The organism is Streptomyces sp. NPDC127100 (assembly GCF_042724095.1).
GTDB lineage: Bacteria > Actinomycetota > Actinomycetes > Streptomycetales > Streptomycetaceae > Streptomyces.
Map to the genome: position 1 here is coordinate 93,258 of NZ_JBHXFL010000014.1, position 13,421 is coordinate 106,678.

14 protein-coding genes and 2 pseudogenes are annotated in these 13,421 nt (G+C 71.5%); 11 read left to right on the forward strand and 5 right to left on the reverse strand.

Annotated features, from left to right (window positions below; all coding sequences use genetic code 11):
* The first annotated feature begins 93 nt into the window (after nt 1-93).
* From ACFWJB_RS16320 to ACFWJB_RS16350, 7 genes and pseudogenes are all read left to right on the forward strand, one after another.
* The gene (locus ACFWJB_RS16320; RefSeq protein WP_386922884.1) at nt 94-1,467 is read left to right on the forward strand and encodes an APC family permease; all 1,374 of its coding nucleotides are present in this window, start codon (nt 94-96) and stop codon (nt 1,465-1,467) included.
* An 88-nt stretch (nt 1,468-1,555) separates the two neighbouring features.
* The gene (gene xseA / locus ACFWJB_RS16325) at nt 1,556-2,764 is read left to right on the forward strand and encodes an exodeoxyribonuclease VII large subunit (RefSeq protein WP_386922886.1); all 1,209 of its coding nucleotides are present in this window, start codon (nt 1,556-1,558) and stop codon (nt 2,762-2,764) included.
* Nucleotides 2,765-2,773: 9 nt separating this feature from the next.
* Nucleotides 2,774-3,025, forward strand: a complete 252-nt coding sequence (locus ACFWJB_RS16330) for an exodeoxyribonuclease VII small subunit (RefSeq protein ID WP_386922888.1) — start codon at nt 2,774-2,776, stop codon at nt 3,023-3,025.
* Nucleotides 3,026-3,087: 62 nt separating this feature from the next.
* A pseudogene (locus tag ACFWJB_RS16335) lies at nt 3,088-3,459 on the forward strand (TetR/AcrR family transcriptional regulator); the annotation flags it as partial.
* Between the two features lie 503 nt (nt 3,460-3,962).
* The gene (locus ACFWJB_RS16340; protein ID WP_386922890.1) at nt 3,963-4,460 is read left to right on the forward strand and encodes a hypothetical protein; all 498 of its coding nucleotides are present in this window, start codon (nt 3,963-3,965) and stop codon (nt 4,458-4,460) included.
* A gap of 31 nt (nt 4,461-4,491) precedes the next feature.
* Entirely contained in the window at nt 4,492-5,049 is a 558-nt protein-coding gene (locus tag ACFWJB_RS16345; protein ID WP_386922892.1) for a SigE family RNA polymerase sigma factor, read from the forward strand.
* A complete protein-coding gene (locus ACFWJB_RS16350) occupies nt 5,046-5,801 on the forward strand; it encodes a hypothetical protein (protein WP_386922894.1) in 756 nt (251 codons plus the stop codon). The genes ACFWJB_RS16345 and ACFWJB_RS16350 overlap by 4 nt, the downstream gene beginning before the upstream one ends.
* Before the next feature lie 40 nt (nt 5,802-5,841).
* On the opposite strand, the pseudogene ACFWJB_RS16355 reads toward ACFWJB_RS16350, so the two are convergent.
* Nucleotides 5,842-6,238: pseudogene (locus ACFWJB_RS16355) on the reverse strand (RidA family protein).
* Nucleotides 6,239-6,374: 136 nt separating this feature from the next.
* Here ACFWJB_RS16355 and ACFWJB_RS16360 point away from each other — a divergent pair.
* Nucleotides 6,375-7,349 (forward strand): helix-turn-helix transcriptional regulator, encoded by a 975-nt coding sequence (locus ACFWJB_RS16360; protein ID WP_386922896.1) that lies wholly within the window; start codon nt 6,375-6,377, stop codon nt 7,347-7,349.
* 63 nt (nt 7,350-7,412) lie between these two features.
* On the opposite strand, the gene ACFWJB_RS16365 is transcribed toward ACFWJB_RS16360, so the two are convergent.
* On the reverse strand, nt 7,413-7,625 hold the full coding sequence (locus ACFWJB_RS16365) for a DUF4287 domain-containing protein (RefSeq protein WP_386922898.1): 213 nt from the start codon (nt 7,623-7,625) through the stop codon (nt 7,413-7,415).
* A gap of 229 nt (nt 7,626-7,854) precedes the next feature.
* Between ACFWJB_RS16365 and ACFWJB_RS16370 the strand changes: the two genes are divergently transcribed.
* Nucleotides 7,855-8,445, forward strand: a complete 591-nt coding sequence (locus ACFWJB_RS16370) for a malonic semialdehyde reductase (protein WP_385469339.1) — start codon at nt 7,855-7,857, stop codon at nt 8,443-8,445.
* A gap of 90 nt (nt 8,446-8,535) precedes the next feature.
* Here ACFWJB_RS16370 and ACFWJB_RS16375 read toward each other — a convergent pair whose 3' ends face one another.
* Nucleotides 8,536-9,069: a DUF4245 domain-containing protein gene (locus ACFWJB_RS16375; RefSeq protein WP_386922900.1), complete on the reverse strand. Its 534-nt coding sequence runs from the start codon at nt 9,067-9,069 to the stop codon at nt 8,536-8,538.
* A gap of 125 nt (nt 9,070-9,194) precedes the next feature.
* Between ACFWJB_RS16375 and glpX the strand changes: the two genes are divergently transcribed.
* Nucleotides 9,195-10,229, forward strand: coding sequence for a class II fructose-bisphosphatase (gene glpX, locus ACFWJB_RS16380; RefSeq protein WP_385469343.1), 1,035 nt, complete (start codon nt 9,195-9,197; stop codon nt 10,227-10,229).
* Nucleotides 10,230-10,332: 103 nt separating this feature from the next.
* On the opposite strand, the gene ACFWJB_RS16385 is transcribed toward glpX, so the two are convergent.
* Together ACFWJB_RS16385 and ACFWJB_RS16390 are read right to left on the reverse strand one after the other, a co-directional pair.
* Complete coding sequence (locus tag ACFWJB_RS16385; RefSeq protein WP_385469345.1) at nt 10,333-10,713, reverse strand: WhiB family transcriptional regulator; 381 nt, start codon at nt 10,711-10,713, stop codon at nt 10,333-10,335.
* 104 nt (nt 10,714-10,817) lie between these two features.
* A complete protein-coding gene (locus ACFWJB_RS16390; RefSeq protein WP_386922902.1) occupies nt 10,818-11,513 on the reverse strand; it encodes a DUF1707 domain-containing protein in 696 nt (231 codons plus the stop codon).
* Nucleotides 11,514-11,715: 202 nt separating this feature from the next.
* Here ACFWJB_RS16390 and ACFWJB_RS16395 point away from each other — a divergent pair, with 202 nt between their 5' ends.
* Nucleotides 11,716-13,383, forward strand: coding sequence for a fumarate hydratase (locus ACFWJB_RS16395; RefSeq protein ID WP_385469348.1), 1,668 nt, complete (start codon nt 11,716-11,718; stop codon nt 13,381-13,383).
* Nucleotides 13,384-13,421: the final 38 nt, after the last annotated feature.

Below are 13,421 nucleotides of genomic sequence, written 5' to 3' on the forward strand. Positions count from 1 at the left end.
GTTCGGCGGGTCAGGGATCGCGTGGACGCGGCCCCGCCGGGGACACTGGCGGGGACGTTCCGAGCCACACCCCGATGCGCTGGCGGAGGCACGATGTCCGAGTCCGGTACCACGGCCCCCGGGGCCGGTGCGGAACACGAGCTGAGGCGCACCCTGGGCTTCAGGGACCTGGTGGTCTACGGACTGCTGTTCATCGCGCCCATGGCACCGGTCGGCGTCTTCGGCACGCTGGACGCCAAGTCGCACGGCGCGGTGGCACTCGTCTACGTCGTCGCCACGGTCGCGATGGCGTTCACCGCCTTCAGCTACGCCCAGATGGTGCGGGTCGTCCCCCAGGCGGGGTCGGTGTTCGCCTACGCGCGCGTGGGGCTCGGCGACGGGGCCGGTTTCGTCGCCGGGTGGATGGCGATGCTGGACTACGTCCTCATCCCGGCGGTGGCCTACCTGTTCTCCGGAATCGCCATGGAGGCGCTGGTCCCGGAGGTGTCCCGGTGGGTGTGGACGGCGCTCGCGGTGGTCGTGACGACGGCGCTGAACCTGTGGGGGGTGCGGGCGGCGGCCCGGGTGGGCTTCCTGGTCCTCGCCCTGGAGATCGCGGTGCTGCTGGTGTTCGTGGCGTCGGCGATCGTGGTCCTCGCGCGCGACGGCGCCGAGCGGGACTGGTTGTCGCCGCTGTCCGGGGACGGCACGCAGGGCGCGTTCGCGCTGTCGGCGGTGGTCGGCGCGGTGTCGGTGGCGGTGCTGTCGTACCTGGGCTTCGACGCGATCGCGACGTTCGCGGAGGAGGTCACGGGCGGTTCGGCGAAGGTGGCGCGGGCGCTGTTGTTCTGCCTGGCGCTGGCGGGTGTGCTGTTCGTGGCGCAGACGTATCTCGTGGCGCTGCTGGAGCCGGTGTCGTCGGCGGAGCTGGCGGCGGATCCGGCGCGGCAGGGGTCGGCGTTCTACGACGCGGTGGACTCGTCCGTGGGGACGTGGCTGCACGACCTGGTGGCGGTGAGCAAGGCGATCGGTGCGGCGTTCGCCGCGCTGGCCGGGCAGGCGGCGGCCGGGCGGCTGCTGTTCGCGATGGGCCGCGACCGGCGGCTGCCGGGGGCGCTTGCGCGCACGGACGCCGGGGTGCCGCGGGTGGCACTGCTGGTCGCTGCGGTGATCACGATGGTGGCGGCGGTGTGGGCGGCACGGCGGGACGACGGCCTCGACCAGCTGGTGTCGGTGGTCGACGTCGGCGCGCTCACCGCGTTCACGCTGCTGCACGCCAGCGTGGTCGGCTGGTTCGCGGTGCGGCGCCGCGGGGGCCGGGTGAGCTGGTGGCGCCACGTGCTGGTGCCGGTGCTCGGCGCGGCCATCACGATCGCGGTGATCGTGGAGGCCTCGGGGACCGCGCAGGTGGTCGGGGCGATCTGGCTGGCGGTCGGACTGGTGGTCCTGGTGGCGCAGTCCCGCCGGAGGGGCCCGGCGGGGGCGTGAGGCCGCCGGCGCGGGGGGCGGTCGGACGGGCACGGTCGGCGTGTCAGGGCGGGGAGCGTTGTCGTACCTGGCCGTTACGCTCGACCGCATGGCTGCGAACACGTCCCCCGAAGCTCCCCTGCCCGTCGGCGAGGTGTCACGGCTGATCGGGGGCTGGATCGACCGGCTCGGCGCGGTGTGGGTCGAGGGGCAGATCACGCAGCTGTCGCGGCGGCCGGGCGCCGGGGTCGTGTTCCTGACCCTGCGCGACCCGTCGTACGACATCTCCGTGAGCGTGACCTGCTACCGCCAGGTGTTCGACGCGGTTGCGGACGTGGTCGGCGAGGGTGCCCGCGTGGTCGTGCACGCCAAGCCGGAGTGGTACGCGCCGCGCGGGCAGCTTTCGCTGCGGGCGGCCGAGATCAAGCCGGTGGGGGTCGGGGAGCTGCTCGCGCGGCTGGAGCAGCTGAAGAAGTCCCTGGCGCGCGAGGGGCTGTTCGCGGCGGAGCGGAAGAAGGCACTGCCCTTCCTGCCGCAGCTGATCGGCCTGGTCTGCGGGCGGGCCTCCGCGGCCGAGCGGGACGTGCTGGAGAACGCCCGGCACCGCTGGCCCGCCGTCCGCTTCGAGGTGCGCAACGTCCCGGTGCAGGGCGTGCACGCGGTGCCGCAGGTGGTGCAGGCGGTGAAGGAGCTCGACGCGATGGACGCCGTGGACGTGATCGTCGTCGCGCGCGGCGGTGGCAGCGTGGAGGACCTGCTGCCGTTCTCCGACGAGCAGCTCGTCCGGGCGGTCGCCGCCTGCCGTACGCCGGTCGTCTCGGCGATCGGGCACGAGCCGGACAGTCCCCTGCTGGACCTCGTCGCCGACCTGCGCGCCTCCACGCCGACCGACGCCGCGAAGAAGGTCGTGCCGGACGTCGGCGAGGAGTACGAGCGGGTACGGCAGCTGCGGGACCGGGCACGGCGGTGCGTCGCGGCGTTCGTCGACCGCGAGGAGCGGGGGCTGGCCCACGCGCTGGCCCGGCCGTCGATACAGGACCCGCACCGGATGATCGGCGAGCGGGCCGAGCAGGTGACGGCCCTGCTGGAGCGGGGCCGCCGCTCGCTGCGGCACCAGCTCGACCGGGCCGAGTCCGAGCTGACGCACACGCACGCGCGCGTGGTGGCCCTCTCCCCCGCCGCGACCCTGGAGCGCGGGTACGCCGTACTGCAGCGGGCCGACGGCCAGGCGGTGCGCGGCCCGGGCGAGGTGGAGCCGGGCGAGACGCTGCGCGCCCGCGTCTTCGAAGGTGATTTCTCCGTACGAGTCGACGCATAGGGTGAGTGGATGACCAGCGAGGTGGAACAGCCGGAGGCCGTGTCCGAGGCGCTCGGGTACGAGCAGGCGCGGGACGAGCTGATCGAGGTCGTACGGCGGCTGGAGGCCGGCGGTACGACTCTGGAGGAGTCCCTGGCCCTGTGGGAGCGGGGCGAGGAGCTGGCGAAGGTGTGCCGGCGGTGGCTGGAGGGCGCCCGGGCCCGCCTGGACGCGGCGCTGGCCGAGGAGGCCGGGCCCGAGGACGCGGACGGGGACGCCTAGACGAGCAGGCCCGGCTCGTCGTCCGGCCGGCATGTCCGCGGGTGCTCCGACGACACCCGACGGCCGGCACCGGCACCGGCACCGTGGTGGACAACCTCCCCGACGCGCTGAAGGACCTGTTCGGGCCGGTCACGGTGGCAAGCGTCGCGCTCACCACCTTCCGTGACGGCCTTCGCGCCCGACTGCGCGAGGCCGGTCCGACCGGCATTCCACCGGCTGTGCAAGGCACCGCCGCGAGCGCCGAACACCTCACCGCCGAGCGGGTGTCGGGGCGCCTGGCCGGCGACGCCGACATCGACACGCTCGCCCCCACCCTCGTCGGGGCCGGGCACCTGCTGTTCGCCGACCGGGCCAGCACCCCGCCGCAGATCGCCACGGTCCGCAGAATGGTGACCACTGTCGTCGCCGGCGCCTTGCGACCACTTCAGTCGTGACCGCAGCGCTCAGGTCGCACGTCGCGCCGGTCCTGCCCCTCGGGTTCGGGCAGTCCAACACCATCGAGGCCGAGTGACCCGGGCCACTCGGCACGGCTCGTGACCACGCTCCGGCAGACCAGCGGTAGGGATGCTGCGAACCGATGCCGGCGGGCGTGCAACCTGCCGTGAGCGTTCGGGAGTACCTACGGGCGAACGTCCAAGCCGCGACCACCGCTCCTGGTGGTCGCAGCGGGTCGGCACGCGGGTCCAGCGCGTCGGCCGTCGAGGACCGCCCGACGTCGCGTCGGGCGGCAGCTTTGAAGGAGATGTGCTCCGTGGCTCTCAGTTCTGCCAGGAAGACAGCTATAGCGGTCGTCGCGGTCGCCGCGGTCGGAGGGATCTCGTTCGGTGCCTCCGCGATAGCGGCGACGTCGGGTCCGGCCGTCCACCCGGCGTCCGAACCCGCACCTGGCTCCGTCGTTGCCAAGCCGTCCGCTTCCGCTCACCGACAGGTGCCCCAGGTGGTCACGCAGGCGATCGGCACGGGCCGGGTGGACGGCCAGCGTTGGTCGGTGGCGCTGGAGTTCCACGAGACGCTGCCCACGGGCTACACCCTGCCGACGCTGCCCGACGGGTCCGTGGCGCCGGGCACGTCTCTGCTGTGCCAGCGCATGTTCATCGGCGGCGTCCGCATCGACCACCAAGGCGGACCCTGGACCGACTGCCAGCCCGTCACCGGTACGGACGACCCCAGCGCCTCCGGAGGAATGGGACTGTGGGGCCTGCACGACAAGGGCCTCACCGGCAGCCGACTGATGGTGTCCAACCCGGAGGCCGACGTCGCCTACGGCGTGGTCTCCCTCTCGGACGGCACCCGCATGAAGGCCACCACGGTCACCGTCCCCGGCACCGCCTACCGGGCCTGGGCGGCAGCCATCCCGAACGGAAGGACCATCACCACGGTCGACCAGTACGACGCCCACCACCACCGCCTCAGCCACGACACCAACTGGCGCTGACCACCCAGACGAAGGACGGGCACCTCCTGCCGTGCAGCCAAGTGATCGCAGGGCCGCGCACAGCGGACCGGAATCGGACTTCACCCGGTTCGTCGCCGCCCGTTGGCGGGCCCTGACCCACACCGCGTACCTGCTCACCGGCGACTTCCACGAAGCGGAAGACCTGGTGCAGGTGACGCTGGCAAAGGTGTACCCGCACTGGCAGCGACTGGAGCCGGAACGCGCCGAACACTACGTTCGGCGCGCACTGGTCAACACCAACCGCAGCCGGCATCGCCGCCGCAGGATCTCCCACCTCCTTCTCCCGTCGCTGCCCGACACCCGCCCCATCCATGACGACGGGACGGGGATCGGGAGCGTGGACGTGTACGACGCTCTGGCCCGTGAGCTCGCCGACCTGCCCGAGCGGCAGCGGGCGGTCGTGGTGCTGCGCTACTGCGAGGACTTGTCCGCCGAGGAAGTGGCCGACCTCCTCGGCTGTTCAGTCGGCACCGTGAAGAGCCAGGCGTCCCGGGCCTTGGCCAAACTGCGCAGCCGTTCGACTCTCGCCTGCCACTACTTGCCCAGCCGCCCTGCAGAGGCACGATGACTCCCGATCACGACCAGGAAGACTGGCTGCGCGTCGTCTTCGCCCAGTCACGCGACGCCTACCCCTCGTCCCAGGCCCCCATCGACCAGATCCTGACCACAGTGCGCGCCCGCCGGAAGATCCGCCGGGCCGCGGCTGCCGTGGCCAGTGCCGCCTGCGTCCTCGTCCTCGGCCTGGCGGTCCCGTTCCCGAAGCCGCCGCACAGTGCCGTCGGCCCTGCGCGTCATCCCTCGCCCGCAGCGAGTCCCACCTTCACCCCGACTACCAGCACGGTCAGTGTCCGGGTGGCCGAGGGGACCACGGACAGCCGTCGTTGGTCGGTGATTCTGGAGTTCCACCGGACGCTGCCCCGTGGTTACCCGCTGCCCGACGGGGCGCCGGGCACGTCTCTGCTGTGCCAGCGCATGTTCATCGGCGGCGTCCGCATCGACCACCAAGGCGGACCCTGGACCGACTGCCAGCCCGTCACCGGTACGGACGACCCCAGCGCCTCCGGAGGAATGGGACTGTGGGGCCTGCACGACAAGGGCCTCACCGGCAGCCGACTGATGGTGTCCAACCCGGAGGCCGACGTCGCCTACGGCGTGGTCTCCCTCTCGGACGGCACCCGCATGAAGGCCACCACGGTCACCGTCCCCGGCACCGCCTACCGGGCCTGGGCGGCAGCCATCCCGAACGGAAAGACCATCACCACGGTCGACCAGTACGACGCCCACCACCACCGCCTCAGCCACGACACCAACTGGCGCTGACCACCCGGACGAAGGACGGGATCCCGGACGGGGCGTCACGTCACGCGACGGCGGTGCCCTCGAGCTCGATCATCTGACCGGGGATCGCCAGCCGTGTCACACCGAGCATGGTGGTGGTCGGCGCGACGCCGGCGGCTCCCAGGCGGCCGGCCAGCACACCGTAGTGCTGGAAGAGCAGATCGACGTCGGTCGTGTAGACGTTCAGCCGGACGAGATCCGAGAGGGTCATTCCCGCCTCGGCGAGCCACCGCCTCGGTGTTGTCGACGGCCAGCGCGAGCTGCGCCGCCATGTCACCGTCGTGCTGGGGCTCGCCTTCCTCGCTCATCGCCGTCTGACCCGAGATGTACAGGGTGCGCGAGTGCCCGGAGACGACCTCACCCTGGTTGAAGCCCATCCCGACCGACCACGACACCGGGTTGACCGCGTTACGTTCCATCACCGCATCCGCTCCATTCGGTTCATGACAGTGCGCACGCCTGTCGCTTCGGCAACCGCCGCGCTCTGACGTCGTGTGATGAACCCTGTCAGGAATACGTGACACCCTCGGTCATGTATTTAGCTAGGGTTTTCCCATGCGTGCCGACCGGTTGGTCTCCCTGGTCCTGCTGCTTCGTCAGCGGGGCCGGATGACCGCGGAGGCACTCGCCCGTGAGCTGGAGGTGTCGACCCGGACGGTGCTGCGCGACATCGAGGCACTTTCCACGGCGGGGGTCCCGGTCTACGCGGAGCGGGGGCGGCACGGCGGGTTCGTGCTGCTGCCGGACTTCCAGACGGCGCTCACCGGCCTGAACCACGATGAGGCGCTCGCCCTCGTGGTAGCCGGGTCACGACGGGGCGCGCAGCTGTTCGGTCTGGGATCGGCGCTCGCCTCAGCCGTGCTGAAAGTGGTCGACGCGCTGCCCGAGGCGCTGCGGGACACAGCCGCCGGAGCGGCTCAGCGGCTGCTCATCGACCCGGAGACCGACCTCCTCTCGCGTCGGGTGGCGCCCGAGGAGGTTCCCGACTCCATCGCCGCGGAGGTCCGCCGCGCGGTGTTCACCGGGCACAGACTGCGCATCTACTACGAGGCCGTGGGCCGGCTCCCGAAGTGGCGCACGGTGGACCCGATCGGTCTGGTCACCGTCAGGGACCAGGGCTACCTGCTGGCCAAGCGGGGCACCGAGGACCGCACCTACCGGTTGAGCCGGGTCCTGGCGGCCGAGGAACTCGACCAACCCGCGCAGCGTCCGGACACGGTCGACCTGGACCGGGCCTGGCACGAACGCAACGTGCGGTTCCGGACCGGCGGCGACACCACCGCCGTGGTGGTCCGCCTGGACCCCGCGCGCCGCGAGCACCTGGTCGCCACCGCCCTGGCGGTCCGCTCCGAGGAGACCGGCGAGGACGGTCGGCTGCGGCTGCACGTCGTCTTTCAGGACGCACGGCACGCGGAATGGGCACTGTGGCAGCACGCCCTGGACGCGGAGGTGGAGGCCCCGCAGTGGCTGCGCACCGCTCTGCACCACCACGCGACGGTGATCGCCGCCCGCTACGCGCCACCGACCTGAGAAAATACGTCGAGGCCGCTTGGCGGCTGTCGGGCGGACGGACACCGTCCCACTCCGCTCTCCCTACTTGCCCTCGTCCTCGGCGCGCGTGTGGGCGACGAGCGCGTTGGCGTGTCCGTGACCGAGGCCGTGCTCGGTCTTGAGCCAGGCGACGAGTTCCATGTGCCGGGTGAGCGGCGAGGCGCGGATCAGGTCCTTCCACTCCGCGATCGGCCGCCCGTACTTCTTCTCGATCGAGGGGAAGTAGGAGGCGGGTCCCTTGACGGTGCTGGTCATGTCGGCGCGGTCCCATCCGTGCGAGCGGCGGTCTGTACCGGGTAGGACCGCGGCCGGCGCGCGAAGTGATCGGCGGCCGAACGTGATCCGTGTCACTCCCTGTTCGCGTGAAGCGGATCACTACGCTCCCCCTTTGGTTGAACATTGAACTTCCTTGCCGTAGCGTCGTCCCCGTCAACGGCTCCCGTGCGAACCGCGGGGCCGACGCACATCGCCAGAAAGTTCACGCATGTCTCTCGTTCTTGACCCCGCCGCCCAGGACCTGCTGTTCCGTGAGGCCCGCACCGCCAACACCTTCACCGACGAGCCGGTGACCGACGAGCAGGTCCAGGCGATCTACGACCTGGTCAAGTACGGCCCCACCGCCTTCAACCAGTCGCCGCTGCGCATCACGCTGGTCCGCTCCCCCGAGGCCCGCGAGCGTCTGGTCCAGCACATGGCCGAGGGCAACCGGCCCAAGACCGCCTCCGCCCCGCTGGTCGCGATCCTGTCCGCCGACAACGAGTTCCACGAGGAGCTGCCGCAGCTCTTCCCGCACTTCCCCGCGGCGAAGGACGCCTTCTTCAGCGAGCGCCCCGTGCGTGAGGGTGCCGCCACGCTGAACGCCGCGCTCCAGGCCGCCTACTTCATCGTCGGCGTCCGCGCCGCCGGTCTGGCCGCCGGCCCGATGACCGGCCTCGACTTCGAGGGCGTCCGCAAGGAGTTCCTGGACGACGACCACACCCCGCTGATGGTCGTCAACATCGGCCGCCCGGGCCCGGACGCCTGGTTCCCGCGCTCCCCGCGCCTGTCGTACGAGCAGGTCGTCACCACCGTCTGAGGCGACGTCCGCGACGCGGTGCGCCCACCCACCGCACGAAGGCCCCCGGCATGACGCCGGGGGCCTTCGCCGTACGGTCGGGACCGGCGCTCAGCCCGTCCTCAGTGCCGCCGCCATGTCGGCCAGCTGCTCGAACGACCCGGTGCCCGCCACGACGGTCGTCGCACCCCCGGCGCCGTCCGTGTTCTCGAGCACCAGGGCGTCGTACCGGCCGCCCTCGTACCGGATCCACGTGCGGCCGGCGATCTGCTCGGTGGCGTCGGTCCGCCGCCCGCCCTGGCTGGCCTCCTCGATGAAGGTGACCGGCTTCTCCGCGGACTGCTCGACCGCCACGTACTCGCCGTCGGGGGCGCGGAAGCCCAGGTGCCAGGCGTCGAAGTCGTCACCGCGGAACCGGACGGAGGTCGGCTTCCAGTCCCGGGAGAGCCCCTCGGGCGCCGCGACCGGGTACGACGCGGCGCGGCGCGCGGTGAGCAGCTCGACCCGGTAGTCGACCCGCCTGATGTCCGGCTCACCCTCGTTGTGCGGGATGAAGAGCCACATCCCCAGCCCCACGAGCACGATGACCCCCAGGGAGAGGATCATGTCCCGGGCCGTCTTCTGCTTGCGATTCGTCCCTGCCACGCCCCTATCGTCGCAGGTCCCCGATCCGCTCATCCGTGGGGTCCCCTGCTCATTTTGTCGGACTGGCGATAGAGTGCGAGTCATACCCTCATCCGGCCGTCGTCGTATCAGAAAGGTGCGCTCCGATGACCGAGAATCATCATCTGCCGTCCGAGCTGGACGTCCCCTCAGAGGCTCCCGACCGCAACCTCGCCCTGGAGCTCGTCCGGGTCACCGAGGCCGCGGCGATGGCCGCCGGCCGCTGGGTCGGGCGCGGTGACAAGAACGGCGCCGACGGTGCCGCGGTGCGCGCCATGCGCACCCTCGTCTCCACCGTCTCGATGAACGGCGTCGTCGTCATCGGCGAGGGCGAGAAGGACGAGGCCCCGATGCTCTTCAACGGAGAGCGGGTCGGGGACGGGACCGGGGCCGAGGTCGACATCGCCGTCGACCCGATCGACGGGACCACGCTGACCGCCAAGGGCATGACCAACGCGATCGCCGTGCTGGCCGCCGCCGAGCGCGGCTCCATGTTCGACCCGTCGGCCGTGTTCTACATGGACAAGCTGGTCACCGGTCCGGAGGCCGCCGACTTCGTCGACATCAACGCCCCCGTGTCCGTGAACATCCGGCGGGTCGCCAAGGCCAAGCGGCGCACCCCCGAGGACGTCACGGTCGTCATCCTCGACCGGCCCCGCCACGACGGTCTGATCAAGGAGGTCCGGGAGACCGGCGCCCGGATCAAGCTGATCTCCGACGGCGACGTGGCCGGCTCCATCCTCGCGCTGCGCGAGGGCACCGGCATCGACCTGCTGCTGGGCATCGGCGGCACGCCGGAGGGCATCATCTCGGCCTGTGCCGTGAAGTGCCTGGGCGGCACCATCCAGGGCAAGCTGTGGCCCAAGGACGACGAGGAGCGGCAGCGCGCGATCGACGCCGGGCACGACCTGGACCGGGTGCTGACCACCGACGACCTGGTCTCCGGCGACAACGTCTTCTTCGTCGCGACCGGCATCACCGACGGCGAGCTGCTGCGCGGGGTGCGGTACCGGTCCGAGACGGCCACGACCGACTCGATCGTGATGCGGTCGAAGTCGGGCACGGTGCGGCGGATCGACTCCGAGCACCGGCTGAGCAAGCTGCGGGCCTACAGCGCGATCGACTTCGACCGGGCGAAGTGACTCCGTCGGAGCCGCGGGGCGCCCGCTGACCCGACGGCACCGCCCGCGACGGCGCGAGAAGGGCACCCTCTGTGCGGAGAGGGTGCCCTTTCGCGCGCGTGCACTAGCCCGCCGCGGCTATGCGGCCCGTCGCGGTGCGGGCCGCCTTCTTCAGTTCGACGTCGCGGCGGCGGCGCCGGGCCAGGACCACGCGGCGCTCGGCGGCGGTGAGGCCGCCCCAGACGCCGTACGGCTCGGGCTGGAGGAGCGCGTGCTCGCGGCACTCGACCATGACCGGACAGCGGGCGCACACGCGCTTGGCCGCCTCCTCCCGGGAGAGCCGGGCGGCCGTGGGCTCCTTGGAGGGGGCGAAGAACAGTCCGGCCTCGTCGCGCCGGCACACCGCCTCGGTGTGCCACGGAGCGTCTTGGTCCCTGTCCCGCACGGGTGCCCGCTGTGCCGGAACGGCGGCTACCTGCAGGGACGAATGCGGCGGTTGCAGCACGGGTCTACTCCTGACGACGGCTTCGCGAGCGAGAGACGATGCGTCAGGCTTACCCGCTGTGCGCGCGCCTATGCACTGGGTTTCCCACCGCGGCGGGCGCCGCGCTACGCGTGCTTGCGCAAACCCCTGTCGACCTTGCGCTGGACCCGGTCGAGGATGTCGGCGACCAGCCGGCCCCGCTTGGGGCGCGCCTCGACGCTGCCCAGCACGGCCCAGCCGTCCACGTAGATGACGGGGGCCTCGGCCTCGGCCGAGTCGAGGGAGTCCACGTCGAAGGTGCCGAGCACGCCGCCGCCCGCGCCGCGCAGCGACACGTTCTCCGGGACGCGGACCTCGACGCTGCCCAGGACCGCGAACGCCTTGATCACGACCTGCTGGTGCTCGAAGAGCGCCTCGCTGAGGTCGATCTCGACGCTCCCGAGGATCGCGTACGCGTGGATACGGCGGCTCGCGCGCCGGCGGCCCCGGCGGACGGCGCTGCTGAGCACCGCCACCACGTTCTCCTCGGGGTCCGCCGGGATCGCGCCGAGGGTGGGACGGTCGGGGGCCGGGGCCGCGGCCGTCCGTCCGGCGTGCCCGGCGGGCAGGTCGCGCACGAACACGTCCAGCTCGGCGACCGTCCTGGCGGCCAGCACGCCCTCCACGCGCTCGGCGTGCTCCTCGGCGGTCAGACGCCCCTCGGCCAGGGCGTCGCGCAGCATGTCGGCGATGCGGTCGCGGTCGGCGTCCGAGGCGCGCAGCTCCGCGACGTGCGGCGCCGGGCCCGCGTGCGGCTGTCGGTCGTGCTTGTGAAGGTCCACGGCAGCAGCGTACCGAAACGCGATAGATCGCGACCAGGGGTGTGGACGGCCTTGTCGCACCTTTGTCCCGCGGTCCACTGAGCCTTACCTCACAAGCTCGTCGCCGACGGCAGGTTTTACGCTGGTGGACGCTGCCAATGGAGGCCAGCCGTCGTTGCTGAGGAATCCAGCCGCGCGTGATGTCGAGTGAGGAATGGGCGAGATGCCTGAGTTCGCGTACACCGATCTGCTCCCCCAGGGCGAGGACACCACTCCGTACCGGCTGGTGACCGCCGAGGGCGTCTCCACCTTCGAGGCCGACGGGCGGACCTTCCTCAAGGTGGAGCCGGAGGCGCTGCGCAAGCTGGCCGAGGAGGCCGTCCACGACATCCAGCACTACCTGCGCCCGGCCCACCTGGCGCAGCTGCGCCGCATCATCGACGACCCCGAGGCGTCGGGCAACGACAAGTTCGTGGCGCTGGACCTGCTGAAGAACGCGAACATCGCCGCGGCGGGCGTCCTGCCCATGTGCCAGGACACCGGTACGGCGATCGTCATGGGCAAGCGCGGCCAGAACGTCCTGACGGCGGGCGGCGACGAGGAGGCCCTGAGCCGGGGCATCTACGACGCCTACAGGAACCTGAACCTGCGCTACTCGCAGATGGCCCCGCTCACCATGTGGGAGGAGAAGAACACCGGCTCCAACCTCCCGGCCCAGATCGAGCTGTACGCGACCGACGGCGGCGCCTACAAGTTCCTGTTCATGGCCAAGGGCGGCGGCTCGGCGAACAAGTCGTTCCTGTACCAGGAGACGAAGGCCGTGCTGAACGAGGCCTCCATGATGAAGTTCCTGGAGGAGAAGATCCGCTCGCTGGGCACGGCCGCCTGCCCGCCGTACCACCTGGCGATCGTGGTCGGCGGCACGTCGGCCGAGTACGCGCTGAAGACCGCCAAGTACGCCTCCGCGCACTACCTGGACGAGATCCCCTCCGAGGGTTCGGAGCTCGGGCACGGCTTCCGGGACAAGGAGCTGGAGGAGAAGGTCTTCGAGCTGACGCAGAAGATCGGCATCGGCGCGCAGTTCGGCGGCAAGTACTTCTGCCACGACGTGCGCGTGGTGCGGCTCCCCCGGCACGGGGCGTCCTGCCCGGTCGCCATCGCCGTGTCCTGCTCGGCGGACCGGCAGGCCGTCGCGAAGATCACCGCCGAGGGCGTCTTCCTGGAGCAGCTGGAGACCGACCCGGCGCGGTTCCTGCCGGAGACGACGGACGAGCAGCTCGACGAGAGCGGTGACGTCGTCCGGATCGACCTGAACCAGCCGATGGAGACGATCCTCGCCGAGCTGACCAAGTACCCGGTCAAGACCCGGCTGTCGCTGACCGGCCCGCTGGTCGTGGCGCGCGACATCGCGCACGCCAAGATCAAGGAGCGGCTGGACGCGGGCGAGGAGATGCCGCAGTACCTGAAGGACCACCCGGTGTACTACGCGGGTCCGGCGAAGACGCCCGAGGGCTACGCGTCCGGGTCCTTCGGGCCGACCACGGCCGGGCGGATGGACTCCTACGTGGAGCAGTTCCAGGCGGCGGGCGGCTCCAGGGTGATGCTGGCCAAGGGCAACCGGAGCAAGCAGGTCACCGACGCGTGCGCGGCGCACGGCGGCTTCTACCTCGGGTCCATCGGCGGACCGGCGGCGCGGCTCGCGCAGGACTGCATCAAGAAGGTCGAGGTCGTCGAGTACGAGGAGCTCGGCATGGAGGCGGTCTGGAAGATCGAGGTCGAGGACTTCCCGGCGTTCGTCGTGGTGGACGACAAGGGCAACGACTTCTTCCAGGACCCGGCGCCGGCGCCGACGTTCACGACGATCCCCGTGCGGGGTCCCGGGCTCGCCTGAGCCCGGCCGGTGACGGCTCGCCTCCACGGGGAACAGTG